The organism is Eikenella sp. NML070372, from assembly GCF_001648415.1.
Lineage (GTDB): Bacteria > Pseudomonadota > Gammaproteobacteria > Burkholderiales > Neisseriaceae > Eikenella > Eikenella exigua.
Map to the genome: position 1 here is coordinate 441,858 of NZ_LXSN01000004.1, position 25,046 is coordinate 466,903.

Sequence of the window (25,046 nt, forward strand, 5' to 3'; positions counted from 1 at the left end):
TAATCAGAGTTGAAAGGAAACATCATGACCATTACCCAAAACTATCTCGCCGGTTTGCAGCAAGCCTACGTCCAATGCGGCGGTACAGACGAGTAGGCACACTTTGTCGACATCAAGCACGGTATCGCCCTTGAAGATGTCCATGCTTTGCAAGCCACCTATCCGCAAACGCCTGCCTCCCTGCTTGAGCTGCTCGCTTTCGCCGACGGCACCTACTGGCGCGAATACCAAGGCGAAACAGTCAGCTTGTTCCTGCTCGGCTCTGATATTATGGAATATCCCTACTATCTGCTCTCCGCCTGGCAGATGCTGGAAAGCAAAAGTCCACAATATTTGTCCGACTACATCAACCGAACCTACCCTGCTGAAGACGTGGCCGTGGATGACCGTATCACCCGCGATGCAGCCAATGCCTGCTGGCTACACTTCTCCGACTGCATGAACAACGGAGGCACCTCGCAGATGTTTATCGATCTCACCCCATCGGCATCCGGCAAGGGTGGGCAAATCGTTCGCTACCTGCATGATCCCGACGAGCTGGAAGTGATTGCCGACAGTTTCGATGAATATCTGCTTGCCTTAATTGAAGATAGATACGATTTTATTCATTAAAGACGATTTTTAAGCAGAGTTAATAGATACCGTGGTAAAGAGGCTACCTGAAAACCGATATTCTCAGGTAATCTTGATTTAATAAACTGCTACAATCAGCCAGCCGACGCAGTCGAAAGCGCGTATAATGCCTGCCGTTTGAATTTTCCAACCATGAAGAGAGGCTGCCATGACTATCCGCTACAAGCGTGTTTTATTGAAACTTTCCGGCGAGGCATTGATGGGTAACGATGCCTTTGGCATCAATCGTGCCACGATTATGGGCATTGTCGGGCAGATTGTGGAAATCGCCAAAATGGGCGTGGAAGTGGGTGTGGTGGTGGGCGGCGGCAACCTGTTTCGTGGTGTGGCCGCACAAGCCAGCGATATGGACCGTGCCACTGCCGATTACATGGGCATGCTTGCCACCGTGATGAACGCGTTGGCTTTGAAAGATGCGTTTGAAAGCCTCGGCCAGCCAGCACGTGTGCAATCCGCGCTTTCCATGCAGCAGATTGCCGAAACCTATGCCCGCCCCAAAGCCATTCAATATTTGGAAGAAGGCAAAGTGGTGATTTTCGCCGCCGGTACGGGCAACCCCTTCTTCACCACCGACACCGCCGCCGCGCTGCGCGGTGCGGAAATGAACTGCGACATCATGCTCAAGGCCACCAATGTGGACGGCGTGTACACCGCCGACCCGAAAAAAGACGCTTCGGCCACGCGCTATCAAGACATCACGTTTGACGAAGCCATCGTGAAAAACCTGAAAGTGATGGATGCCACCGCCTTGGCGCTGTGCCGCGAACGCAAACTGAACATTGTGGTGTTCGGCATCGCCAAAGAAGGCGCGCTCAAACGGGTGGTGCTGGGCGAAGACGAAGGCACTTTGGTGCATATTTGATTGAATTGGCAAGATTGCAGGCCGCTTCCCAATGGGAGCGGCCTGATGTTTTGGGTTTCAGGTAGCCTGTTGTAGGGGGAGAGGCTACCTGAAAAGCACCAACACAAAATCTGGCCACCCAAAGTTAGCCTCCGTAGACGCTCAGCCTCCTTTGGTCATCTTGTTCCGGCCAGCTTTTCGTGCCGCAAAAAAATGCCCGTTGCAACAACGGGCGTTGGTGTGTTGGGCAAGCCTGCTTATTTTTGCAGCAATACGCGCAGCATCCAGGCGGTTTTTTCGTGGGTTTGCATGCGGGTGGTGAGCAGATCGGCAGTGGGCTCGTCGTTGGCTTGGTCCACAGCGGGAAACAGCTCGCGGCAGGTGCGGATCACGGTTTCCTGTCCTTCCACCAGTTCGCGGATCATGGCAAGGGCATCGTTGCTGCTTTGGCCATCGGGGATAGACGTGAGTTTGGCGAATTCGCTGTAGGAACCCGGCGCTTTGAAGCCAAGTGCGCGGATGCGTTCGGCAATTTCGTCCACGGCCAGCGCCAGCTCGTTGTATTGCTCTTCAAACATGGTGTGCAGGCTGTGGAACATCGGGCCTTCCACGTTCCAGTGGTAGTTGTGGGTTTTCAGATAGAGGGTGTAGGTGTCGGCCAGCACTTTAGACAGGCCTTGGGCGATGGTTTGGCGTTGGGTTTCGTTGATACCGATGTTGATGCTCATGATGGCTCCTTATTAAACAGAGTTGGGAAAAAGAATTACTGTTTGATTGGTAGCCATTGTAGTGCTGAGTATTTTATTTTTACAATTAAAAATTACTTTTCGATTGATTTTTTATTTTAATACCCAAGAGAAGGCTACCTGAAAGGTTTCAGGTAGCCTTATATTATGTTCTGATATGTTTGAAAGATTGGCTATAAAAGGTGAGCGTGGGCATTTGCTGTTGTTTTAGCGTAGCACTTCCTGTTCGGGCGAATCGTTGCGGGTTTGCAGGCGCACGCCGTGCTGGCCGACGCTCCAGCATTGGGCATTGGCGCTGCGGCTGCACAGGCGCTTGCCATCGCTATACCATTCTTGATTGCGGTTGCCGGTGCAGGGTTCGAGGGTGATGCTGATGCTGCTGCCGGTTTGGGTGAGGCATTGGCTGTTTTGGCGGATGGTGCCGTTGCGGACGATACGTTCGAAATATTGATTGGGCGCGTTGCGGCAGGGGCGAAGGGTGGGGGTGCGGTTGTGGACGGTGATGCATTCGCTGCCGATACGCATGGTGTTGCCATCGGGGAGCTTGGATTCAGATTGTTTTTCGCGAGCAAAAGCAGTGCTGCTCGGGGCTTTTGTGTGGAGTTTGGGTGCATTGGGCGGGATGGGGCGCACGGGGCAATAGGGCAGAGGGCAGGCAGTGAGGAGGAGGGCGGAGAGCAGGATGAGGCGGCGCATGGGGTGATCCTCGTGGGTTCAGGTAGCCTTTTATATAGTGAGGCTGGGAATATGGCATAATTTGCTGCTGTGGAATTTAGCAAATGCTGGCTTGATAGGAAAGTGGTTTGTGTAGTTTTGTATAGCGGTTTGGTGTTGTTGTGGGCGGGGTTTGTCCGTTTGTGCGGCGAGGTGTTAAGCCGGATGCAGATGCAGTATTATCAGGCCGGAGAGCAGGCGGATGTGCGGTTTATGGTGGCGGCGCGCCCGGTAGCCGGAAAACCTTGCCGCAGCGGGCAAAGCAAGGTAGTATCCCGCCCGTTATGCACTATTGCCGTGGCAGCCGGAAGGCTACCTGAAAACATTTCAATTAAGGAAACCCTATGATCAAAGAAATCCAAACCTCAGCTGAAACCAAGATGCAGCGTTCGGTGGAAGTGCTGCGCGAAAACTTAGCCAAAGTGCGCACCGGCCGCGCCCACACCGGCCTGCTCGATCAGGTGGAAGTGGAATACTACGGCAGCATGGTGCCGGTGAGCCAGGTGGCCAACGTAACCCTGCTCGACGCGCGCACCATCAGCGTGAAGCCCTATGAGAGCAATATGGCCGCCGCAGTGGAAAAAGCCATCCGCGATTCCAACCTCGGCCTGAACCCCGCTTCTATGGGCGACCTCATCCGCGTACCGATGCCGATGCTTACCGAAGAGCGCCGCAAAGACCTGATCAAGGTGGTGCGCGGCGAAGCCGAAGACGGCCGCGTGTCTATCCGCAACGTGCGCCGCGATGCCAACGACCACATCAAAAAATTGCTGAAAGATAAAGAAGTGTCGGAAGACGATGCCCGCCGCGGCGAAGAGCAGATCCAGAAGCTTACCGACAAATACATCGCCGAAGTAGATAAGCTGCTGGAGCATAAAGAAGAAGATTTGATGGTGGTGTAAACCATCCGAGCGATACGGCGGCATGGGCTGATATATTTGCCCGTGCCGCCTCAGGCTACCTGAAACCTGCCTAGCCCGAGGAAAGCATATGAGCAGCAGCACCCAAAGCATCCCCGAACGCACCAATATTCCGCGCCATGTTTGCGTGATTATGGACGGCAACGGCCGTTGGGCGAAAAAACGCTTGCTGCCGCGCGTGATGGGGCACAAACGCGGCCTCACCGCCCTAGAAAACCTAGCCGCCCGTTGCGCTGAGCTCGGCGTGGAATACCTCACCGTATTCGCCTTTTCCACTGAAAACTGGCGTCGGCCCGAAGATGAAGTTTCCTTTTTGATGAAGCTATTTTTGCAGGCACTGGATGGGAAGGTGGACAAAATGCATCAAAACAACCTGCGGCTCAAAGTGATCGGCAATCGCAGCCGCTTCCCCGCCGCGATTGTGGCTGGCATCGAAGCTGCCGAACGGCTCACTGCCGGCAACACCGGCCTCACGCTCACCGTTGCTGCCGACTACGGCGGCCGCTGGGATATCCTGCAAGCTGCCAACCAGCTGATTGCCGAAGGCAAAAGAGAAATCACCGAAGATGACCTCTCCCAGCGCCTTTCCTTGGCCGAAGCCCCTGAGCCCGACCTGTTTATCCGCACCGGCGGCGAAACTCGCATCAGTAACTTCATGCTCTGGCAAATGGCCTATGCCGAATTTTATTTTACCGACGCGCTGTGGCCGGATTTCGATGCTGCCGAGTTTGACCGTGCCATTTCTTCCTTCCGAGTGCGCGAACGCCGCTTTGGCCGCACCAGCGAACAGTTGCCGCCGGAACAGCAGCGCGGTTGAGTTGTTGGTTTTCGATCGGGCAGGGCGGCGATGGGCAGATACCTGTTGCCGCTTTGTTTTAGCGATACAATTCATGCCAATTTTATAAACCACAGCGAATTCTTCATCCATATCGAAAATCTTCGCTAGTCATTCACCAACCGCGATCTCGAAGACTATCTCCTGGCACTCTACGCCCTGCTGCAAAGCCAACAGGATGCCGTTTGCACTCCCGCCCTCTGCCTCAGCCTACTGCAAGAAGCCTTTACTGCTTCGCCTGCGCCGTTTAACGAACAATGGCTGCTCATCCGCCAGATGCCCGATGAGCAGCTGAAAACAAGCGATCCGTGGCAATACGCCTGCGCCGTGATTATTTTTCAGGTAGCCGAGTTGCACCGCATGCGTGGCCAAGAGTTGCAAAACGAATTGCGCCACTACGGTATCACCTCCGAAACCGGCTATAGCTGGTACAACTTCGACCCGCTCACCCTTTTGGAATGCGGCGCGCAGGGGCTGGAAGATAGATTGGGGGAGGAAGCGGCTGTGGCAGAGGATTGGTCGCTGTTTGGTGATTTGTTGGACTTAGGGCGTTATTACGAATAAGTAGCACGAAAGGCTACCTGAAAATTTCAGGTAGCCTTTACTTTGGACAGCCAAAACCGTTTGCGCTAAAATGCCGCGTTTTCCGTTTTTCCCTGATTTGACTGAAAGAGATATAAATTATGAAAACCGCACAAGAATTGCGCGCCGGCAACGTATTCATGGTGGGCAGCGAGCCGATGGTGGTACAGAAAACCGAATACATCAAAGGCGGCCGCTCCTCTGCCAAAGTAAGCATGAAGCTGAAAAACTTGCTCACCGGCGCAAACAGCGAAACCATCGTGAAAGCCGATGACAAGTTCGACGTTATCCAGCTCGACCGCAAACAATGCACCTACAGCTATTTCGCCGACCCGATGTATGTATTCATGGACGAAGAGTTCAACCAATACGAAGTTGAAGGCGAAAACATCGGCGATAACCTGAAATTCATCGTAGACGGCATGGAAGACGTGTGCGAAGTAACCTTCTACGAAGGCAACCCGATTTCTGTTGAGCTGCCCACCATCATCGTGCGCGAAGTGGAATACACCGAGCCCGCCGTTAAAGGCGACACTTCTGGCAAAGTGATGAAACCCGCACGCCTCGTGGGCGGTACCGAAATCCAAGTGATGGCCTACATTGAAAACGGCGACAAAGTGGAAATCGACTCCCGCACCGGCGAATTCCGCAAACGCGCCTAATTGCCGAATCTGGCCGGTATAGCTCAGTTGGTAGAGCAGCGCATTCGTAATGCGAAGGTCGGGGGTTCGACTCCCTTTACCGGCACCAATCCCGGCTCCGCTTTTGCGGGGCTTTTGCCAGGTAGATTTCAGGTGGCCTATGTGCTTTATTTCTTCAAGCGCAACTATGTCGCGCAGTGTGCCGTCGTGCAGCCAAATCATGGCGCATAGGCTACAGGCAGGCGGATGCGGGGGCGTTGCCGTTGCGCATCATTTTGAATGCTACCGGATCGCGCCACGATCAATACAGCCAGTAGATGCCGTCGACGGAAAACCACATGCCAAACAATGCCAGCGGCAGGTATTTCCACTGCCGACGCGCCAGCGTGCGTGAAGTGATGGGGGCGAACAAGTAGGTACTGAAGGCCATCGGGAAACTGATGGGAATATCCCAGTCGGGTGCGGGCTGGAGGTAGGAGCCGGCAATAAAGATGGCGATGCCTCAGGCACGAAAAAACAGCTTTCAGGGTTGGAGGTAGTCGTGAAAGGATTTATGAAGGGTATGTTCAGGTAGCTTGGGGGTGCTATATTTACTGGAAAATTGGTTTAAGTAGGATTAATAGCTGTTCCAATCGAACATGAAACAAGGCGGGCTCCCTGTTGTTTGTTTGCTTGAGGATGAGACTGAATAGGTGGATAATTTAACCACATCGGAAGCAAAGGTAGCCTCTGGCTGGGAAATGAGATTACCTGAAAAATTTCTTGATTTTAGTGTATTGATAAGTAATAATAAAAGATATCAAGTTTGATTTAGGTTAAGAGAAGCACTATTGGTTAGAGTTTTCTGCCCAAAACGGCATGAAGAATGCCATTCTTTAATGGTGAATTCTAATTTGTAACGTTGTTTTATTTATTTATATTAAACAGGAGGTTATTATGGCTTCAGCAATAGAGCGTCCGGCTGCTTGGACAGGCTTTGTTAGCGGTGATTGGGAAAATAGCATTGATGTACGCGATTTCATCCAAAAAAACTACACGCCTTATGAAGGCGATGGTAGCTTTTTAGCGCCGGCCACCGAAGCCACTACCAAGCTGTGGGCGGAGGTGATGGAAGGCATCAAGGTGGAGAATAAAACCCACGCGCCGTATAAGATTGATGCGCAAGTTGTTTCCGGCATCACCAGTCACGGGCCCGGCTATATCGACAAAGATTTGGAAACCATCGTCGGCCTGCAAACCGACGAGCCGCTGAAACGCTCCATCATGCCCTTCGGCGGCCTGAAAATGGTGAAAGATTCCTGCAGAATCTACGGTGTGGAACTGAATCCCGAAGTGGAAGAAATCTTCACCAAATACCGCAAAACCCACAACCAAGGTGTGTTTGATGTGTATACGCCCGACATCCGCCGCTGCCGGAAATCGGGCGTTTTAACTGGTTTGCCCGATGCCTACGGCCGCGGCCGCATCATCGGCGACTACCGCCGTGTGGCGCTTTACGGTATCGACCGTCTGATGCAAGACAAAACTGAGCAGTATCATTCTTTACAAGCCGATTTGGAATCTGGCCAAAACTTGGAAAGCGTTATCCGCCTGCGTGAAGAAATCAACGAGCAGCATATTGCGTTGAAACAGATGAAGGAAATGGCCGCCTCTTACGGCTTCGATATTTCCGGCCCGGCCAAAAACGCGCAAGAAGCCATCCAATGGACTTACTTCGCCTACCTCGCCGCCGTGAAATCGCAAAACGGCGCCGCCATGAGCTTCGGCCGCGTGTCTTCCTTCTTGGATATCTACATTGAGCGCGACCTGAAAAACGGCGTGATTACCGAAAGCCAGGCACAGGAATTCATCGACCATTTGGTGATGAAACTGCGTATGGTTCGTTTCCTGCGCACGCCCGAATACGACCAGCTCTTCTCTGGCGACCCGATTTGGGCCACCGAATCCATCGGCGGCATGGGCTTGGACGGCCGCACGCTGGTCACCCGTACCAACTTCCGCGTGCTGCACACCCTGTACAACATGGGCCCGTCTCCCGAACCGAACATCACCGTGTTGTGGTCCGAACAACTGCCGCAAGGCTTCAAAGAGTTCTGCGCCAAGGTATCCATCGACACTTCGTCTATCCAATACGAAAACGACGACCTGATGCGCCCCGACTTCAACAGTGACGATTACGCCATCGCCTGCTGCGTGAGCCCGATGGTAATCGGCAAACAGATGCAGTTCTTCGGTGCACGCGCCAACCTGGCCAAAACCCTGCTGTACGCAATCAACGGCGGCGTGGACGAAAAATCCAAAGACCAGGTCGGCCCCAAAACCGAGCCGATTAAAGACGAAGTATTGGATTACGACACCGTGATGACCCGCATGGACAGCTTCATGGACTGGTTGGCAACCCAATACGTTACCGCGCTGAACATCATCCACTACATGCACGACAAATACAGCTACGAAGCCGCCCTGATGGCGCTGCACGACCGTGATGTGAAACGCACCATGGCCTGCGGCATCGCTGGGTTGTCCGTGGCCGCCGACTCGCTGTCCGCCATCAAATACGCCAAAGTCAAACCGATCCGCGACGAAAACGGTATTGCCGTCGATTTCGAAATCGACGGCGAATACCCGCAGTTCGGCAACAACGACGACCGCGTGGACGGCATCGCCTGCGACTTGGTGGAACGCTTCATGAAAAAAGTGGCCACCCACCCGACCTACCGCAACGCCGTGCCCACCCAGTCCGTGCTCACCATCACGTCGAACGTCGTGTACGGCAAGAAAACCGGCAACACGCCCGACGGCCGCCGCGCAGGCGCACCGTTCGGCCCGGGCGCCAACCCCATGCACGGCCGCGACGTGAGCGGCGCCGTGGCTTCGCTGACTTCCGTGGCCAAACTGCCGTTCGAGTTTGCCAAAGACGGCATTTCCTACACCTTCTCCATCATCCCCGGTGCGTTGGGCAAAGACGAAAGCTCCCGCGAACGCAACCTGGCCGGTATGATGGACGGCTACTTCCACCACGAAGCTGGTGTGGAAGGCGGCCAGCATCTCAACGTGAACGTGCTCAACCGCGAAATGTTGGTGGATGCGATGGAACACCCGGAAAAATATCCGCAGCTCACCATCCGCGTGTCCGGTTATGCCGTGCGTTTCAACTCGCTCACCAAAGAGCAGCAGCAAGACGTGATCACTCGCACCTTCACCAGCCGGATGTAATCATGCCCAGCTAGCAGGAATCAGTGCCGGAACTCATTCCGGCACTTTTGTTTCCTCCCGTTTTCAGGCAGCCTGATTCCTGTTGTAAAGGCTACCTGAAACCCAACGCACACCAACCACCATGCCAGAATCCATCCCCATCAGTCCCGGTGCCCCACCGAAAAAACAGCCCGACACTCGCAGCCGCTCCTACAAAGGTATCGGCTACATCCACTCTATAGAAACCGGTGGTGCCGTAGACGGCCCCGGCCTGCGCTTCGTCCTCTTCATGCAGGGCTGCCTTATGCGCTGTCTCTACTGTCACAACCGCGACACTTGGGACAGGCACAGTGAAAAAGAGCTGCACTTCACTGTGCCCCAGCTCATGCAGCAAGTGCTCTCCTACAAACACTACTTTCGCGCCACCGGTGGCGGCGTAACCGCCACCGGTGGCGAACCCCTGCTGCAATACCAATTCATCCGCGACTGGTTTGTAGCCTGCCGCGAGCACGACATCCACACCTGCCTCGACACCAATGGCTATGCCCTGCACTACGACAGTGCCTTGGAAGAGCTGTTGGACAATACCAACCTCGTCATGCTAGATTTAAAGCAAATCGATCCCGAAATCCACAAAGTGTTGGTTGGCATCCCCAACACCAAAGTTTTGCGGTTTGCCCGCCATCTTGCCGAACGAAATCAGCCCACCCGCATCCGCTACGTCGTCGTACCTGGCTACACCGACGACGACCGTTCCGCCCACTTGCTCGGCGAATTTATTGCCGATATGCCCAACGCCGACACCGTGGAAATCCTTCCCTACCACGAACTAGGCGCCCACAAATGGGAGCTGTGCGGCGACGAATACAAGCTCAAAGGCGTGCACCCCCCGCCCAAAGAAACCGTCCTGCGGATAAAGGAAATCATCGAAAGCTATGGTAAACAAACCATCGTATAAGCCCGCCCGAATAGGCTGCCTGAAAAGAGGCTAACATATTTCAGGTAGCCTTTCCTCCTATAAAAAACTGCCTGCAAACAATTGCAGGCAGTTTTGGTGCAAGATTGGCAGAACCGGCTTATTTGGCAGCGGCGGTACCGAAGTATTGCTGGTGGATGCGGTTGTATTCACCGCTGGCTTTGATGGCGGCCAGGGCTTTATTGAGGGTGTCGCGCAGCTCGGTGTCGTCTTGGCGCAGGGCGATACCGTAGTGTTCGGCTTCGAAATCGGGCACTTTAATCATGGTGAAGCCTTTGTCGCCGTTGTGTTTGATGAATTCCATCACCACGGAGCTGTCGCTCACGGCTGCGTCCACGCCGCCGTTTTGCAATTCTTTCAGCAAGAGGGGCAGGCTTTCGAAGCGGGTTACTTTGGGATTGGTGGCGCCCAAGAGTTTGGAAGCGGCCAAATCGCCGGTGTTGCCGGTTACCACGCCTACGCGGTTGAGATTTTTTAAATCTTCCACAGAAGCTACCTGTTTGCCTTCGGGCACGGCCACTACTTGAGTGATTTCAAAGTAGGGGTCGGTGAAGAGCATGCTTTGTTGGCGTTCGGGGGTGATGGTTACGGCAGCCACTACCACGTCGGCATCACCGTTGCGCAGGCTGTTGAAGAGGCTGTCCCAAGATTGGTCTTTAAATTCCACGCGGTAGCCGGCTTCTTTGGCTAAGGCGTTGATGAGGTCGATATCGAAACCGCTGAGGCTGCCGTCAGGGTTTTTAGATTCGAAGGGGGCGAATTCGGCATTGGTGGCCACGCGCAATACTTTTTCGCTGCCGGGGGCGGAAGCGCTGGAGGCGTTGGCATCGGCAGGTTGCGAGGCTTGCTGGGTGCCGCCGGAATTGCCGCAGCCGCTGAGGACGATGGCGGAGCAGGCCAGAGCGGTGGCCAGCCATTTTTTCATGTTCATTGTTTGGTTCTCCTGGATTGGTTTGGATATTAATTAATGATTGCGCTCTGTGCACATCATTCGGGAACACATCATACAACCATATGCGGAAATTCTAAAGGTTTATTGCAGAATATAGCCCAAGCACCTTATTTCTTCTGAGGCGGTAGCGCACTTTGTTGCCTTATTCATGCTGTCTGTAGGCCGCATTGCGGGAAGAAGTAATTGCTTCAACGATATCGGGTAAGGCTACCTGAAAGCATCGGCTGCTGCGAAGCTAAAATGCTATTTCATTGTTCAGCCTGTATCGAAGATAGCCTGCTTCGCTGCAATAGGCAGGCTCAAGCTACGCCGTGTGGGCGAAACTCCACTATAATAGCGGCTGTTATCATCTTAATCGGTGCACTTTAAACCATGTCGTATCCGTTTGCCCCCGAACAGCCCGAGCGCCGCCGCCTGCTCGCTTCGCTGGCTGCCGTTTCTACCGTTGCCTGCCTGCCTCAAGCCGCCCGTGCCGGGGCGCAGCGCGAGGAGACGCTGTCGGACGATGTTACTTCGTTGATGCGCCATTCGGTGGATAATGTGAATCCGCCGCGCCTGGTGTTTGAAAACCCGTATAACGCGCCGCGCTGGCTCAATGATATGTCGCTGCGGCTGGCACGTTTTGTGCCCGACCCGCTGGAACGCCGCCGCCTGCTCATCAACATCCAATACGAAACCACCCGTGCTGGGCTGGATACGCAGTTGATTCTGGGACTGATTACGGTGGAAAGCGCGTTTCGGCAGTATGCCATCAGCAGCGTGGGCGCACGCGGGCTGATGCAGGTGATGCCGTTTTGGCAGCGCTACATCGGCAAGCCGGAACACAACTTATTCGATATCCGCACCAACCTGCGCTACGGCTGCACCATCCTGCGCCACTACAGCAATCTGGAAAACGGCAATATGGAGCGGGCATTGGCGCGCTACAACGGCAGCCTAGGTAGCCGGCGTTATCCCGACGCGGTGATCGGCGCGTGGCAGAACCGCTGGCAATGGTCTTAGTGGAACAGGCTACCTGAAAGTCTAATCAAACATCTACCCTTGCCGAAAAGCTCCCGATGGCGCAAGGCTTCGGGTATAATTAATAGAATTTTTCCCTAACTACTTCCATTTGAACACCATGCCCTGAATCTCCTGCACCGCCTTAATTGTCCAAAGAATGGGGTGCGCCAGCACATAGCTTTCCGGCGTATATGTGCTGCGTATGCTGAGTATGTTTTTGGTGTTGCCTGCCAAGGAGCTGCCTAGTAGTACGCCTGCGTACAGCGTTTAGTGATTGTGGCGGTTGCCGGGCTTTTGGCGGATTTAACGTGCGAAGAAGTGCGTACCCGTGCCATGGCTCCAATGGGGTTCATTTATCGATTTCACTTTTGCTGCTAGCATAATGGTTTTGCCGTTGTTTACCCGCTACGTCAACATTTTCGGCCTGTTTGCATTCACCGGTGCATTGTGTGTGTTGGCTGTAGCGTGGTGTGTGGATTATGTCCAATCCGTAGCGGGGTCGTTTTCATGAAGATATGAGAATGAAGACTTCCGCATCAGCGAGGCGTTACGCAACAAACGCCTGATGCAGCTCAATTTCGGTATTTTTGTTCTGCAGGCGGTGATAATGGAAATTTTTGCCAGTCTGTCGATTGTGATGCGCGGCTTGGTATGTCCAAAGAATGGTATTGGTAGCTTTATCTGTCAGCGGTGCTGCTGGAATTGGCGATTGTGGTGGACGAAACGTGCAACAGGCTCAAGCAGGTGTTTGTAGCTAGTATCATGCTGATTGCAGCGGTTTTGTGCGGAATTTATGTCGACCAGGCTTTGCTCTTGGCTATTGGCGTATCGCTGGTGGTGTATTTTGTTGGCTTCAATATTTTGGAAGTCAGCCTGCTGTCTATCGTATCAAGAGTGGCGCCGATGGATTTGAGAGACATAGCCACATGTACAACATAGCGCAATCCATCGGCGTGCGCAATCTGGCGCCCCCGGTATGGCAGAGCTGCGAAGAGTGGCTTTTGGCCGTGTTGCAGCAGTTTGAAGGCGTGGAAGCTGCCAGCCTCAGCGCCGACCGTCCAACCGTTTACATCAAGGCGCGGCAGCATGGTTTCGATGAAGCCGCCGCCAAACAGATTATTTTAGGAGGAAATCATGTTGAATAAAGTGATGCTTATCGGCAACTTGGGGCGTGACCCTGAAGTGCGCTACCTGCCTAGCGGCGACGCAGTGGCCAATTTTTCTATTGCTACTAGCGAAAACTGGAAAGACCGCAACGGCCAGCGCCAAGAGCGTACCGAATGGCATAACATCAGTATGTTTGGCCGTTTGGCAGAGATTGCCGGCCAATATCTGAAAAAAGGCAGCAAAGTGTATATTGAAGGCCGCATCCAAAGCCGCAAATACATCGGCAAAGACGGCATCGAGCGCACTGCTTACGACATCGTGGCCAGCGAAATGAAAATGCTTGATGGTCGTAACAGCGGCAGCAGCCCCTACGAAGGCAGCGACCAATACGCAGCCGCACCCAGCAGCCCACGCCCGCAGCCCGCTCAAAGCTACAATGAACCGGCCTACGCCGCCGAGCCGCCCGCTCCGCCACGCCGCCAAGCCGCAGCACCCGCCCCGGCACCGATTGACGATATCGATGACGATATTCCATTTTGAATTCTAGATACTTGAATTTTGTAAAAAATAAATCATTAAAACCCGGAGAAACCTTATATAGAAAGGTTTCTCTTTTTTTACACATATTTTGACTTTTGTTATCTTCTTTGTTAGTATTTATATATATTGACTCTGTAAATTTAGTAGATATGTATAGACTAGAAACAATCCTGTTTTCAAATGGAGAACGCTTTTCCCTGTTAGTTAATGAGAAAACTGGTATACCTGATTTTTATTCAACCCTATGGGTGACAGTAGAACTACGTAATCAATCCGCAGTAAATACCATTAGAAATAAACTAGGAATCATACAATGGTTAATGAGCTGGGAAAAAGAGAATAATCTTGTTATTAGTGATCTAATTCATAAAGAGATACTCTTAACAGAAAATCAATTAGAATCTCTTATTCAACATATGAGACTAAATGTAAAAAAGCAAAAGAATGTAATTAGTATGAAAAAAAGTGTGTTAATGAAAGGTCGAACTCAATTTATTGATATTTACCCGTCTGTATCCCTTAGTCACCAATACAATAGGCTAACAACGCTTTCAGAATACATTTTATTTCTATCTAAAGTAATAAGTGCATCTAACGAATATGTCGAAAAATTAAAAAAATTACTTACGCTAATTAAAGGAGTAAGACCTAAGAATCATAAAGCATTATCTATAAAACCAGAAAGTGAGTTACCCGATGGATTGTTAGATGAGTTTATGTCTATTGCGAACTTTTCAAACCCTAATAATCCGTTTCAAGATATCGGAATAAGAAAAAGAAACCATTTAATGTTTATCTTACTGAAAGAATTAGGAATTAGAAGAGGAGAACTATTATCACTTCAAATACCATTTATCGATATAGGGACTGCTAAACCATCGGTTACAATAAAGCGAACGCATGATGATAAATTTGACACAAGAAAAATTCAGGCAGTTAGTAAAACTAAAGAAAGGCGCTTGCCAATATCACAAAAGATAGCTCAACTACTTAATGATTATATTATGAATTATCGTTCTAAAGTTCCCAATGCGAATACACATCCATATTTGTTTGTAACTCATCGAAAAGGAAAAACTCAAGGGAGTCCAATTAGTACAAGTTCTTTTGACAACGTTATTGTACCAACGATGAAAAAGGTAGATCCAAGATTCTCTATTATTCATCCGCATATTTTTCGTCATGAATGGAACTTATATTTTTCACGAAAAGTAGATAAGAATAATAAAAATTTAAATCATGATTCTTCCCATAAAGATTTTATCTCCCCTGAAAAAGAGGCAAAAATAAGACAGCATCTCATGGGGCATACGTCAGAAAAATCAGGTAATTTCTATAATCAACGTTATATTAGAGAAAAAGCTAACAAGATATTATTAGAACTTAAAATTGAGTTTCAAAAAAAGGTTGATGATTATGAATCATAATAAAATTATTAGACAATCTAGAGATGGATATGTATTTGATGAAAAAGAAAATTCTTGGCATATAAGCAAAGAAATAAAGATTAATTTTTCTAAACACATATTAGGAATTAATAAAAAAACATTAGAAGGGTTTAGAAAGACATTAGCAATATATGCCGAAAAATATTCAAGTTATCACGTATTTCACATGTACCAACAGTTCCAACGATTAGTAATTTCAACTAAATTAGAAAATATTAACGTGCCAATAATCTTGGATTAGAAAAATAAATTAGGAAAAGATCATGAATGGTATTTAGGTGCACTAAAAGGTTTTTTGCTCTCATGGCATGAGTATGGTTATTATGGAGTTGATGAATCAGTTGCATTGCTGCTAGAAAGCTTTACCTTGAGTGGAAACAACAAAGGTAAAGCGGTATTAATGAGATGCCCTTATACAGGTGCATTTACTGAAAATGAAATTTTGGCTTTAATGACGGAGCTGGCTAGACTTTGGAAAGAAGATCTTATTTCATTTGAAACATATACATATATTCACTTACTTCAAGCTACCGCGAGAAGACCTATTCAAATCCACCATTTAAAATTTAAAGACTTGAAAAAGGAAATTTCTCAAGGAACATGGAATTATTTCCTAAATATCCCTAGGGCTAAAAAGAGAGGTGGGTTATTTAGAGAAACATTTAAAAAGCTTGCCATCACAGAGGATTTGTATTTAATTCTCTTAAACTTCATAGAATATTAATACAAAAAATTACTTAGTTTGGTTGATGAATTGTTTATCTCAGATTATAAAATGAGATTACCAATGTTTATCGATTGGAATTCTTTGACAAAGAATATACAAAATAGGTGTTTTGATCTTTCATTATTAGATAAAGATATTTTTCATTACTCAGCATCTTTATTAGAGAAAAAACATTACGAAAATTCTGTTTTCATCAAAAAGCTGTTTCAGAGCGGACAGGTGAAATCATTCATGTTAATGCAAGACGTTTTCGTCATACAAGGGGAACTAACCTAGGGAGAAAAGGAGTTGGTGCAGCGATTATAGCAGAACTACTAGATCACTCAGATACACAAAATGTGAAAGTCTATACTGAAAATACAGCGGATACAGTGCAATATATTGATCGCGTTATGGGTGCTGAAATGGGAAAACTAGCCCAAGTATTTGTTGGCAGAATTATTTCTAATTTGAATGAAAGTGAGAGAGGATTTGATCCAACATCTTTAATAACTAATAACGGAGTAGATACCATAGGCGCATGTGGGACGAATGATTTTTGTATAACTGGTTATGAGACTTGTTATTTATGTCCTAAATTTAGACCTTTGGTTGATGGTCCACATCAACAAATATTAAATAAACTGTATAAAGAGAAAGAAGAACGGTTAAGAAGAACTAAAAGTATAGATTATGCATCTTCTAAGGATCGTATTATATTGGCTGTTGAATATGTTGTTCAAGCGTGTAATGAAATGAAAAAAATATAGAGACTCATTAATTATGAATAATACAATTTTTTTCCAAGTACATGAGAATCCAAAATCCAGTTTAGAAAATTTTATCACTTTCTGTAAAAACAAACTTACAGCTTTCGGAAGTGATTGTTGGGACAATAATCAATGGAGAGATACCTTTAATCTTCACAACATTCAAGTTCGTTTTTCCACAGATAGGGTTAAATCTACATCCTACCAATATGAGCCGTTATCTGAACCATTTATTGATTTTGCTAAAGCATACATTCGTTATGTTTATTCTCAGCAGCCAGTTCGTCAATTATCACGGCATATGGAATCATTACGTATGGTTGAAATGGCTTTATACAATGTAAAAGCCAATTGCGATGTATTACAACTCGATAATTTAGTCATTAATGAAGTTGAAATCCTTGTATTGAAAAAATATAAAAAAGATACTGAATCAGTCAATAAATTAGGATATCAACTTGAGAAGTTATTTGATTTTTGTCGTGAAAATGGTATTACTCCAAATTTGTCTTTATGGAATAACCCATATAAACGTCCTAGAGATTTAACGATATTGCTTGATGAAAGAGGAAAAGAATACCGTTCAAGTAAAATGCCAACAGATGAAGAAATGATGTTGGTTGCTAAACTCTTTCATGATGCACCAAATTTAGATAAAGAAACTGAGTATTATACAGCAGTTATGGCTCTACTTATGGTTGCTCCATCTCGTTGTTCTGAGTTGATGTCTTTATCTGTTAATTGCTTAGAATGGGAAGAAGATAGCTTAGGAAATAGGCAATTAGGTATTCGATGGATACCTGCAAAAAATGGAAAAGAGGGTTTGAAATGGGTTCCTGGTAGCATGCAAGATGTGATTATTGAAGCAGTCAAACGTTTAACAGATATAGGAGCTTTAGCAAGAAAAGCAGCAAAGTTTGCAGAAGAAAATCCTAACACAGTAATGATATCACCAGATCAAGGTATGCAAGTATCCCATTATTTATCTCAAAAACCTTTAACTGAAATAGAAATAGGTAAGATTTTAGAAATTAATGGAAAGCATGGGATTAAAACTAAGTGGTTTGAAAAGTTAATGAAAGAAAATAATGGCGTTATAACTTCTAATTTTTAGGAAAGTACTTATACGAAAAATATACCTCAAAATTCAATTACTGGCCATATATTGATAAAAATAGAAACGTTAAAGCTTCTGAAGCCTTATTATTATTTAGAGAAAATGAATTTCATGATGATTTTCTCCCTAAAAAATTTTCTTTTATATTACCAACAGTAAATCTTATTAATGATAGATTCTGCTATTCTGATACACGTCCCAAAACATCATTATGGGAAAAGCATTGTATAACTACTTCGAAAGGAGAGTTTGTTAGATTACTATCACACAATGCAAGGCATTGGTTAAGTACAAAAGCTGAGAGAGGTGGAATGGATGAATTAACTTTAGCGAACTGGGCAGGGAGGGCTAGAATTGCAGATAATAAGGCTTATGATCACAGGACAGAAGAAGAAAAAAGTGAAGCAGTTCGGAATTTACTTATTCCCGAGGATGCTTCACTTTTAGATAAAATCCATTTAAATCTTCCAGTAACCTATGAAGACTTAGGAAAAAATAGAATTGGAATTGCAACTATAACAGAAATAGGCATTTGTGAACATGATTATGCAATGTCGCCATGCTCTCGCCATGGGGATTGTGAAACATGTAAAGAACTCGTTTGTATTAAAGGATTAGAATCATCTTTAGAAATATTAAAGCTTAGAGAAATTCAACTTACAGAACAATTTAATAAAGCGAGAGAGCACCATAAATTAGGTGTTTTTGGTGCAGATCGGTGGATAAGTAATTTAGGATGGAGATTAACGCATATAAAAACTAAAATTGCATTTCTAGAAAATAGGGAAATTCCAAATGGATCATTATTACGAATTCCTGATGAGTATGACCCTTCCCCAGTTAAATTAGCTTTACAGGAAAAAGGAATGGATATAGACATTCTAAAACCAGATACAGCTAAATTAGACAATGATTTATATAGACTAATGAAGTTATAATATGCCAAAAATTCTTGTTACAGAAGAACGTTTAGAAGACATCATCATGTTGATTAAGACCTGGGAAGGTAAATTAACTTGGGAATTACTTTGCCACAAAGTTTCAGAATTATTAAATGTTAAAAGTATTGAAAGACAATCACTAGCTAATTATTCAGACATACAAGAAGCATTTAGCAAACAAAAACAGAAGCTTAAAGAAAAAGCAAAAGCTAACCCAGAACCGAATGTAACAATGGATTATCTGCAAAAGCAAGTTAAGAATTTAAAAGCTCAGGTACAACGTTTGGAAGAAATTAATGAGCGATACAAACAGCAATTTATTGTATGGCAATATAATGCATATATGCATGGTATGACCCAAGTTACTTTAAATAAGCCTCTTATTGCTGTTAACCGTCAACGTAGGTAATTTATAGGATGTAAGGTAAATAATTTTTACTACAGTAGTTTCTACAAAAGATTGTCTGAAAATTAATTTTCAGACAATCTCTTCACACCTATTAAACTTCTTGATGAGTAGAGTAGAAGACAATTCTCGTCAACATTCACTTCTTCTGGTCGGAGAGGTACAGCAGTTTAGTGGCGCGTCAAACACTATTGTACTGAACTGCTTTCTGCTCAAGCCCGCACCCCAACTTGCAGCAGTCTCCACTAAATCTTTATTTTGTTAACAATATGGATTTGCTCGGCTTCGCTCACGTCTTGCCGGAGACAAGCACACGGTCATGTATGCAAAAATTCAAGACTGCTGCATGGTTATTAATCCCAAAGGTATTCCAAAAAATAATTGTGCAAACTAGTTATCGGAACAGGAACGCGATTGAAGTGTAACGCGAAATTTCAGGCAATCTGCATACCTCGCAATGACTGTGGCTGTCTAAACTTCGCCATTTCAGGAATGAACCCATGCCAAACACCCACACTCATACCATCCAATCAACGCATGTCTACGACTGTACAATATCCACTTGCATGCTGGCTGATTGGACCTTCACCCGCTACCACACGCCCGGCAAATCCGAGTATGCCGTGGTGTACGGCACAGTCGTCCAAGATGGATCGGGGCGCTTTGCCACAGGCGGCCGAATCCGCACTTCGCCCGTTACTCAATGGGCGGCACCGCTGGCCTATACGCACAACTCTGTGTATTGCCTGCCGGACGGTGCAGGCTGCTTTTGCAACCTGCCCGCAACCTTGCAGCCGGCCATAGACAGTTTGAGTATTGATCCTGCCGAAGCGGCTGTTATCCTGCAAAACGCCTTCATGCAGCCTGCACATGCCTTGCCTGAAACCACCTGTTTCGGCGTTCCGGTGATGCGGCCGGCAGGACGGGGCGATTGCCCGGTCGTCATGGAACGCCACATCGCCGAATTGCCGTTCTACCCGTTTTGGCGGGACAGCAGCATCGGTTCCGCCCAAAGCCTGATAGACGGACAAGCCGCCGTGTTTCTGCACGATTGGAACGCATTCTGCCGTCTGTTTGTCCGTACCGGTAAACACCGCTGCCAAACCGGCCACACAGGCAATCAAGCGGAAGACGGCCAATACAGCTATTTCGGCCTGCCGATTGTGCATACGCCAGAACAGGATAACGCCCCTGCCGTATCGGAAGCCGACATCGCCAAACTTCCGTTTTACACCTATTGGCGCACCACTTGCGCTTCCGATGTACACCCGTTGGCAGACGGCACGCACGTTGTGCACCTTACCGACTGGGAAGCCTTCTGCCGACGGTTGGTATTGACCGGCAGATAGGTGGGCAAAAAAGTGCAGGCTGCTTTTTATCGCCCCAACCCTGTTTCAGACGGCCTCTAAAGCAGCCTGCACCTTATTTTTCATTGTCAGATCACCCGAAACCGAGTATCCCATGCCCCAAACCTATTTCACCGCCGACTGGCACTTCTCCCATCCCAACATCGCTCGATACTGCCCGCAATTCCGCCTACAAAGCGATAACACCGACGAGCTGAACGAATACCTGATCGACTGCTGGAACCGCGTCGTTACCCCGCAAGACACTGTGTATAACCTCGGCGATGTCTGCTTTGCCAAAAAGTCCGCACACATCGAAGCCGTGCTGCAACGGCTTAACGGCCAACACCATTTGATCTACGGTAACCACGACTACCTAATTCGGCAAAACGAAGCACATTTCCTCAACACGCGCAAAGCCGACGGCCATCCGTTGCTCTCGTCCGCCAGCCATTACCTGCGGCTCAAACTGCCCGAAATCGGCAATACCGCGATTTTGTGCCACTATCCCTTATACGAATGGGACAGCATCCACCACGGTCTATACCACCTCTACGGCCATCTGCACGACCGCATGGCCGCCGTCAAAGGACGTGCCCTCAATGTTGGCTGGGATATGCACGGCCGTTTCCTGACTGCACAGGATATTGACGGCTTCCTGCGCGACCTCCCTGCCGTTCAGTATTTCGACGACAAGCAAAACGTTATCGTTGGTAACAGTACGGAAGATGCAGCTGCAAAAATTCGGGCAAGATTGGCGGCATTGAACGGATGAGCTGTGATTTTAGAGATGAATTTTCAGGTAGCCTTGAATGGTGTAGGCTGTCTGAAAAACAGTCGGCAAAACAAAAGGACGGGTTTTCAATCCGTCCTTTCCGCATCAGCAATACCGGTAAGTGTCCTGCATAAAATGAATAATCTCGTTTAACGGCACAGGCGAAAGCGTAAACAGTTTGTCCCCTTTCTTCTGCTCCACTTCCAAAATCAACATACAGCCCTCTGACAACTTGCCCAGTCGGTCAAATTCCAATTCTTTGATTTTGACCGACTGGGTAATGCCTCTGTTCGCCAAGTTCTGCCGGTATACCTCTTCCGAATATCCGTAAAAAGGGGAAAGCAGCACGCTCAAATCATAGGATTCAGACCGATGACAGCCTGCATTTGGATTTTGTGTGGTAAACAGAGGGCAGGTTGCAGGCTGCTTTTTGGTGCTTTCAGACGACCTTTCGGCTGGTTCGAGCTACCTGAAAACGGAGCGAAGCGAGTTTCTGCGAAGCTAAAACGTGTGCTTTAACGGAGTTAAAACGGATTTATGCTTCGCCTTCCTAGCTGCCACGCGTATCCACGCCAGTTTCTTCCGCTAGGCTTTCGATTTCGGCCATTTGTTCGGCGGTCAATACCAGTTTGGCGGCATCAGCAGCATCAGTAACATGGTGCGGCTTGGTTGCGCCGATAAGCGGCAATGCGCCTTTGGCAATCAAGGTATGGGCCGTCCACCAAGAAATTGCCTGCCTCGAAATATTTTTTGAACCATGCGCGGTGCTGTGCCAGCCATTCGGCGGCTTCTGTTTCGTTGGGTTGTTCGGTGATTTTGATGTCGATAACGTACATTTCGATTTCCTTTATATTATTGTGAAATAAAGCATTTTTAGGCTACCTGAAAAGTTCAGGCAGCAGCGGCTTGAATGGCGGCAACCAAACGCGCCGCGTGTTTGCGCGCCTGTTGTTTTTGGGTATTGACGGCTTCTTCGTTGCTACGGTCGGTGTAGCCGATACCGCAGGTGTACACGGGTTGTTGATAATCCAGCCCACACAAGGCAGCGAAGGTTTCAAACTGCGGCAGATAGTCTTCCACCGAGTGTTTGAAGAAGCCGTCTTTTTGATACAACGCAGCAGGCGCGCCGGTAGTAAATGACACAATGAGCTTTTTGCCACCCAGTTTCGCGGTCGAGCCGTGCGCAAAACCGTGTACGAATACTTCGTCAATCCACAACTTCATCAAACCCGGCACCGAATACCATGAAAACGGGAATTGCAGCACAATCACATCGGCTTTCAGCAGCGCATCTTGTTCGGCGGCAATATCAAACCGACGGTTCGGATACAGCGCATCCAGTTTGCGGATTTCGGCTTGCGGCAGGGATTTTTCCACTTCCGCCAAAATTTCGGCATTGGCCAGGGAATGTTGCAAATCGGGGTGTCCGGAAATAATCAGGATGTTTTTCATATTCGGTTTCCTTGTAGGGGTTTAACGGAAAAATGTTTTTAAGCTTTATCGCTTGCTGATGGGGTGTATTATACGCAGAATAATTGTTATGATTAGACGCACAATTTCTAAATTACTTTTAGGTAAAATCTAATAATTGGTAATTCATTCTATAGGTAACTAATCACTGACAATGATAGTCAAGAGACGGCGGAACCGTTAAAATACGCAAATTTTATTGCCTTATTTCAGAAGGACAACATCATGCCCAACCAACCAACCAACCAACCAACCAACCAACCAACCAACCAACCAACCAACCAACCAACCAACCAACCAACCAACCAACCAACCAACCAACCAACCAACCAACCAACCAACCAACCAACCAATTAGCCTAAGTGCAATCTTAAAAGATTCCAACTACAAACTTTCCCAATTCAGCACCAACCAAGTTGCCAAACTTGAATCTCAAATCAGCGAAAAAGTTGTCAAAGGCAAAACCCACTATTATTTGACTTGCCGTATCCGTAATAAAGAAATCAAATTAACCCCCGAAGAAGTTGTCCGCCAACTGTATCTAATGATTTTGATGGATGACTATGGCTACCCTGCCGAACGCATTCAGTTGGAGTACGGTGTTACCTTTGGTCGGGACGACAGTAAACGGGCAGATATTGTTGTATTTGACAAAGATAATCCGAATGCTGCCTACATTATTGTCGAACTCAAAAAGCCTAAACTTAAAGACGGTAAAGAACAGCTCAAATCCTATTGCAACGCCACAGGCGCACCAATCGGTGTATGGACGAACGGCGATTCCATTTCTTTTTATCACCGAAAAGACCCAAATTATTTTGAAGATATTCCCGCATTGCCAAGAGTATCGGAAAAACTGTCTGACGTATTGAATGAAAAATACACCATCGATGACTTAATCCGAAAAGATAAGCTCGTCAATGAACGCAAATCATTGAAAGATTTGATTTTAGAAATGGAAGACGAAGTCTTGGCAAATGCCGGCGTGGATGTATTTGAAGAACTCTTCAAGCTGATCTTTACCAAGCTCTATGACGAAATGGAAAGCGGACGGAACAAAAAACGCTACTTGGCATTCCGCAACAGCGGCGATACTGAAATCGAATTGAAAAACAAAATCCAAGGTCTGTTTGAAAAAGCCCGTGAAAAATGGGAAGGCGTATTTTCCGAAGACAGCAAAATCCAGCTTACCCCTTCGCATTTGTCCGTCTGCGTTTCTTCACTGCAAGATGTGAAGCTGTTCAACTCCAATTTGGATGTGGTGGATGAAGCTTTCGAATACCTGATTAACAAATCCAGCAAAGGCGAAAAAGGACAATATTTCACGCCGCGCTATGTGATTGATATGTGTGTAAAAATGCTCAATCCGACTGCTGATGAAACCATTATTGATACAGCAGCCGGCAGTTGCGGCTTTCCCGTCCACACAATCTTCCACGTTTGGGAACAGATTTTAAAAGCGCAAGGCTTGGAAAAAATCCATTTGTTTACCAGCGAAGAAAAGCCTGCCGAATGCACTGATTACGTTACCAAGAAAGTTTTTGCTATCGATTTTGATGAAAGAGCTGTGCGCGTTGCCCGCACACTGAACCTGATTGCAGGCGACGGGCAAACCAACGTATTGCATTTAAACACCCTGGATTGGGAACGCTGGGATGAAAAAACCAAAGACGAAAACTGGCTCGATACTTACGGCAACGGTTGGAAAGGTTTGCGCAAACTCAGAAAGCAAAAAGACAGCAACCGAGATTTCGGATTCGACATCCTGATGGCGAATCCGCCGTTTGCAGGTGACATCAAAGAAAGCCGTATTTTGGCGAAATACGAACTGGGGAAGAAGCCCAACGGCAAAGCCCAAACCAAAGTTGGGCGCGACATTCTCTTTATCGAACGCAACCTGGATTTCTTAAAAGACGGCGGACGCATGGCAATCGTGTTGCCGCAAGGGCGTTTCAATAACAGCTCCGACAAAGCCATCCGCGAATTTATCGCAAAACGTTGCCGCATCCTTGCTGTGGTTGGTTTACATGGGAATGTATTTAAACCACACACCGGTACCAAAACCAGCGTCTTGTTCGTGCAAAAATGGCATGACATCCTTTGCCCAGAAGTGGAAGACTACCCGATTTTCTTTGCCACCATGCAAGAACCCAGCAAAGACAACAGCGGCGACAAAATCTTTGTCCGCAACGTAGACGGCACGCCTGTACTCGACAGCCACGGGCATTTGATCGTCAAACACGACCTGTTCAACCACGACGGCAAAACAGGAGACGGTATTGCCGAAGCCTTTTTGGAATTTGCCAAAAAAGAGAAAATGTCTTTTGCGGGAAAGCCCTAAGCCCCTTTGATGCCGCGAAATACAAGCGGTTGTTGGAGGGGC

General features: G+C 47.7%; 30 protein-coding genes, 1 tRNA gene and 5 pseudogenes. 28 read left to right on the top strand and 8 right to left on the bottom strand.

The window, feature by feature from the left end; translation table 11 throughout:
- Positions 1-3: 3 nt before the first annotated feature.
- Positions 4-144, bottom strand: a complete 141-nt coding sequence (locus tag A7P97_RS10360; protein WP_197474166.1) for a hypothetical protein — start codon at positions 142-144, stop codon at positions 4-6.
- 3 nt (positions 145-147) lie between these two features.
- Between A7P97_RS10360 and A7P97_RS03940 the strand changes: the two genes are divergently transcribed.
- Positions 148-612 carry an SMI1/KNR4 family protein gene (locus tag A7P97_RS03940; RefSeq protein WP_197474167.1) on the top strand — a complete coding sequence of 155 codons (465 nt, stop codon included), beginning with the start codon at positions 148-150 and terminating at the stop codon, positions 610-612.
- A 169-nt stretch (positions 613-781) separates the two neighbouring features.
- Entirely contained in the window at positions 782-1,495 is a 714-nt protein-coding gene (pyrH, locus tag A7P97_RS03945) for a UMP kinase (protein ID WP_067530478.1), read from the top strand.
- A gap of 236 nt (positions 1,496-1,731) precedes the next feature.
- Here pyrH and A7P97_RS03950 read toward each other — a convergent pair whose 3' ends face one another.
- Both A7P97_RS03950 and A7P97_RS03955 read right to left on the bottom strand, forming a co-directional pair.
- A complete protein-coding gene (locus A7P97_RS03950; protein ID WP_067525707.1) occupies positions 1,732-2,202 on the bottom strand; it encodes a Dps family protein in 471 nt (156 codons plus the stop codon).
- Positions 2,203-2,427: 225 nt separating this feature from the next.
- On the bottom strand, positions 2,428-2,916 hold the full coding sequence (locus A7P97_RS03955) for a ricin-type beta-trefoil lectin domain protein (RefSeq protein WP_067530479.1): 489 nt from the start codon (positions 2,914-2,916) through the stop codon (positions 2,428-2,430).
- 102 nt (positions 2,917-3,018) lie between these two features.
- On the opposite strand from A7P97_RS03955, the gene A7P97_RS10050 reads away from it, so the two are divergent.
- The 6 genes from A7P97_RS10050 to A7P97_RS03980 all read left to right on the top strand — a co-directional run bounded on the left by A7P97_RS10050 (position 3,019) and on the right by A7P97_RS03980 (position 6,021).
- On the top strand, positions 3,019-3,282 hold the full coding sequence (locus A7P97_RS10050) for a hypothetical protein (protein ID WP_125080314.1): 264 nt from the start codon (positions 3,019-3,021) through the stop codon (positions 3,280-3,282).
- A complete protein-coding gene (gene frr / locus A7P97_RS03960) occupies positions 3,279-3,836 on the top strand; it encodes a ribosome recycling factor (protein ID WP_064083836.1) in 558 nt (185 codons plus the stop codon). Before A7P97_RS10050 ends, frr begins: the two co-directional genes overlap by 4 nt.
- An 88-nt stretch (positions 3,837-3,924) precedes the next feature.
- Entirely contained in the window at positions 3,925-4,671 is a 747-nt protein-coding gene (locus tag A7P97_RS03965; RefSeq protein ID WP_067530481.1) for an isoprenyl transferase, read from the top strand.
- A gap of 294 nt (positions 4,672-4,965) precedes the next feature.
- A complete protein-coding gene (locus A7P97_RS10365) occupies positions 4,966-5,253 on the top strand; it encodes a hypothetical protein (RefSeq protein ID WP_197474168.1) in 288 nt (95 codons plus the stop codon).
- 119 nt (positions 5,254-5,372) lie between these two features.
- Positions 5,373-5,933, top strand: coding sequence for an elongation factor P (efp, locus tag A7P97_RS03975; protein WP_003823135.1), 561 nt, complete (start codon positions 5,373-5,375; stop codon positions 5,931-5,933).
- Between the two features lie 12 nt (positions 5,934-5,945).
- Positions 5,946-6,021 (top strand) — tRNA-Thr (locus tag A7P97_RS03980).
- Between the two features lie 192 nt (positions 6,022-6,213).
- Here A7P97_RS03980 and A7P97_RS10865 read toward each other — a convergent pair.
- Positions 6,214-6,342, bottom strand: coding sequence for a hypothetical protein (locus A7P97_RS10865; protein WP_255361588.1), 129 nt, complete (start codon positions 6,340-6,342; stop codon positions 6,214-6,216).
- A 506-nt stretch (positions 6,343-6,848) separates the two neighbouring features.
- Here A7P97_RS10865 and pflB point away from each other — a divergent pair.
- Both pflB and pflA read left to right on the top strand, forming a co-directional pair.
- Positions 6,849-9,128, top strand: coding sequence for a formate C-acetyltransferase (gene pflB, locus A7P97_RS03985; RefSeq protein ID WP_067530482.1), 2,280 nt, complete (start codon positions 6,849-6,851; stop codon positions 9,126-9,128).
- A 121-nt stretch (positions 9,129-9,249) separates the two neighbouring features.
- Positions 9,250-10,065: a pyruvate formate-lyase-activating protein gene (pflA, locus tag A7P97_RS03990; RefSeq protein ID WP_067439492.1), complete on the top strand. Its 816-nt coding sequence runs from the start codon at positions 9,250-9,252 to the stop codon at positions 10,063-10,065.
- Between the two features lie 118 nt (positions 10,066-10,183).
- Here pflA and A7P97_RS03995 read toward each other — a convergent pair whose 3' ends face one another.
- Positions 10,184-11,014 (bottom strand): basic amino acid ABC transporter substrate-binding protein, encoded by an 831-nt coding sequence (locus A7P97_RS03995; RefSeq protein WP_067525723.1) that lies wholly within the window; start codon positions 11,012-11,014, stop codon positions 10,184-10,186.
- A 393-nt stretch (positions 11,015-11,407) separates the two neighbouring features.
- On the opposite strand from A7P97_RS03995, the gene A7P97_RS04000 reads away from it, so the two are divergent.
- Positions 11,408-12,037, top strand: coding sequence for a lytic transglycosylase domain-containing protein (locus tag A7P97_RS04000; protein WP_067530483.1), 630 nt, complete (start codon positions 11,408-11,410; stop codon positions 12,035-12,037).
- A 99-nt stretch (positions 12,038-12,136) separates the two neighbouring features.
- On the opposite strand, the gene A7P97_RS10870 is transcribed toward A7P97_RS04000, so the two are convergent.
- The gene (locus tag A7P97_RS10870; RefSeq protein ID WP_255361589.1) at positions 12,137-12,271 is read right to left on the bottom strand and encodes a hypothetical protein; all 135 of its coding nucleotides are present in this window, start codon (positions 12,269-12,271) and stop codon (positions 12,137-12,139) included.
- Positions 12,272-12,748: 477 nt separating this feature from the next.
- Here A7P97_RS10870 and A7P97_RS04005 point away from each other — a divergent pair, with 477 nt between their 5' ends.
- From A7P97_RS04005 to A7P97_RS04040, 13 genes and pseudogenes are all read left to right on the top strand, one after another.
- Positions 12,749-12,976, top strand: a complete 228-nt coding sequence (locus A7P97_RS04005; protein ID WP_197484496.1) for a hypothetical protein — start codon at positions 12,749-12,751, stop codon at positions 12,974-12,976.
- Positions 12,964-13,182 (top strand): hypothetical protein, encoded by a 219-nt coding sequence (locus A7P97_RS04010; protein WP_067530485.1) that lies wholly within the window; start codon positions 12,964-12,966, stop codon positions 13,180-13,182. The genes A7P97_RS04005 and A7P97_RS04010 overlap by 13 nt, the downstream gene beginning before the upstream one ends.
- Entirely contained in the window at positions 13,169-13,684 is a 516-nt protein-coding gene (locus A7P97_RS04015; protein WP_067525728.1) for a single-stranded DNA-binding protein, read from the top strand. Before A7P97_RS04010 ends, A7P97_RS04015 begins: the two co-directional genes overlap by 14 nt.
- A 149-nt stretch (positions 13,685-13,833) precedes the next feature.
- Positions 13,834-15,111 (top strand): site-specific integrase, encoded by a 1,278-nt coding sequence (locus A7P97_RS09655; protein ID WP_082887627.1) that lies wholly within the window; start codon positions 13,834-13,836, stop codon positions 15,109-15,111.
- Positions 15,101-15,373, top strand: coding sequence for a hypothetical protein (locus tag A7P97_RS10620; protein WP_231865640.1), 273 nt, complete (start codon positions 15,101-15,103; stop codon positions 15,371-15,373). The genes A7P97_RS09655 and A7P97_RS10620 overlap by 11 nt, the downstream gene beginning before the upstream one ends.
- Positions 15,374-15,427: 54 nt before the next feature.
- The gene (locus A7P97_RS10625; protein WP_231865641.1) at positions 15,428-15,856 is read left to right on the top strand and encodes a hypothetical protein; all 429 of its coding nucleotides are present in this window, start codon (positions 15,428-15,430) and stop codon (positions 15,854-15,856) included.
- A 230-nt stretch (positions 15,857-16,086) separates the two neighbouring features.
- Positions 16,087-16,164: pseudogene (locus tag A7P97_RS10630) on the top strand (hypothetical protein); the annotation flags it as partial.
- 33 nt (positions 16,165-16,197) lie between these two features.
- On the top strand, positions 16,198-16,608 hold the full coding sequence (locus A7P97_RS10635) for a hypothetical protein (RefSeq protein ID WP_231865642.1): 411 nt from the start codon (positions 16,198-16,200) through the stop codon (positions 16,606-16,608).
- A gap of 13 nt (positions 16,609-16,621) precedes the next feature.
- Positions 16,622-17,722: a hypothetical protein gene (locus tag A7P97_RS10640; protein ID WP_231865643.1), complete on the top strand. Its 1,101-nt coding sequence runs from the start codon at positions 16,622-16,624 to the stop codon at positions 17,720-17,722.
- Positions 17,723-18,036: 314 nt separating this feature from the next.
- Positions 18,037-18,663, top strand: a complete 627-nt coding sequence (locus A7P97_RS10645) for a hypothetical protein (RefSeq protein WP_231865644.1) — start codon at positions 18,037-18,039, stop codon at positions 18,661-18,663.
- A 1-nt stretch (position 18,664) separates the two neighbouring features.
- Positions 18,665-19,075 (top strand): hypothetical protein, encoded by a 411-nt coding sequence (locus A7P97_RS04030; protein ID WP_067530486.1) that lies wholly within the window; start codon positions 18,665-18,667, stop codon positions 19,073-19,075.
- A 563-nt stretch (positions 19,076-19,638) separates the two neighbouring features.
- Complete coding sequence (locus A7P97_RS04035) at positions 19,639-20,421, top strand: hypothetical protein (RefSeq protein ID WP_067530487.1); 783 nt, start codon at positions 19,639-19,641, stop codon at positions 20,419-20,421.
- 112 nt (positions 20,422-20,533) lie between these two features.
- The gene (locus A7P97_RS04040; RefSeq protein WP_067530488.1) at positions 20,534-21,193 is read left to right on the top strand and encodes a phosphoesterase; all 660 of its coding nucleotides are present in this window, start codon (positions 20,534-20,536) and stop codon (positions 21,191-21,193) included.
- A 550-nt stretch (positions 21,194-21,743) separates the two neighbouring features.
- On the opposite strand, the pseudogene A7P97_RS10055 reads toward A7P97_RS04040, so the two are convergent.
- Both A7P97_RS10055 and A7P97_RS04055 read right to left on the bottom strand, forming a co-directional pair.
- Positions 21,744-21,941, bottom strand: a pseudogene (locus A7P97_RS10055) (aldo/keto reductase); the annotation flags it as partial.
- Positions 21,942-22,084: 143 nt separating this feature from the next.
- Complete coding sequence (locus tag A7P97_RS04055; protein ID WP_067530491.1) at positions 22,085-22,645, bottom strand: NAD(P)H-dependent oxidoreductase; 561 nt, start codon at positions 22,643-22,645, stop codon at positions 22,085-22,087.
- Positions 22,646-22,869: 224 nt separating this feature from the next.
- Between A7P97_RS04055 and A7P97_RS11005 the strand changes: the two are divergent.
- From A7P97_RS11005 to A7P97_RS04060, 4 genes and pseudogenes are all read left to right on the top strand, one after another.
- Positions 22,870-22,938, top strand: a pseudogene (locus A7P97_RS11005) (PT domain-containing protein); the annotation flags it as partial.
- Positions 22,923-22,979, top strand: a pseudogene (locus tag A7P97_RS11010) (PT domain-containing protein); the annotation flags it as partial. The pseudogenes A7P97_RS11005 and A7P97_RS11010, both read left to right, overlap by 16 nt.
- Positions 22,969-23,025 (top strand): annotated as a pseudogene (locus tag A7P97_RS11015) (PT domain-containing protein); the annotation flags it as partial. The pseudogenes A7P97_RS11010 and A7P97_RS11015, both read left to right, overlap by 11 nt.
- A 113-nt stretch (positions 23,026-23,138) precedes the next feature.
- Positions 23,139-25,004, top strand: a complete 1,866-nt coding sequence (locus tag A7P97_RS04060; protein ID WP_197474169.1) for an N-6 DNA methylase — start codon at positions 23,139-23,141, stop codon at positions 25,002-25,004.
- The last annotated feature ends 42 nt before the right edge of the window (positions 25,005-25,046 follow it).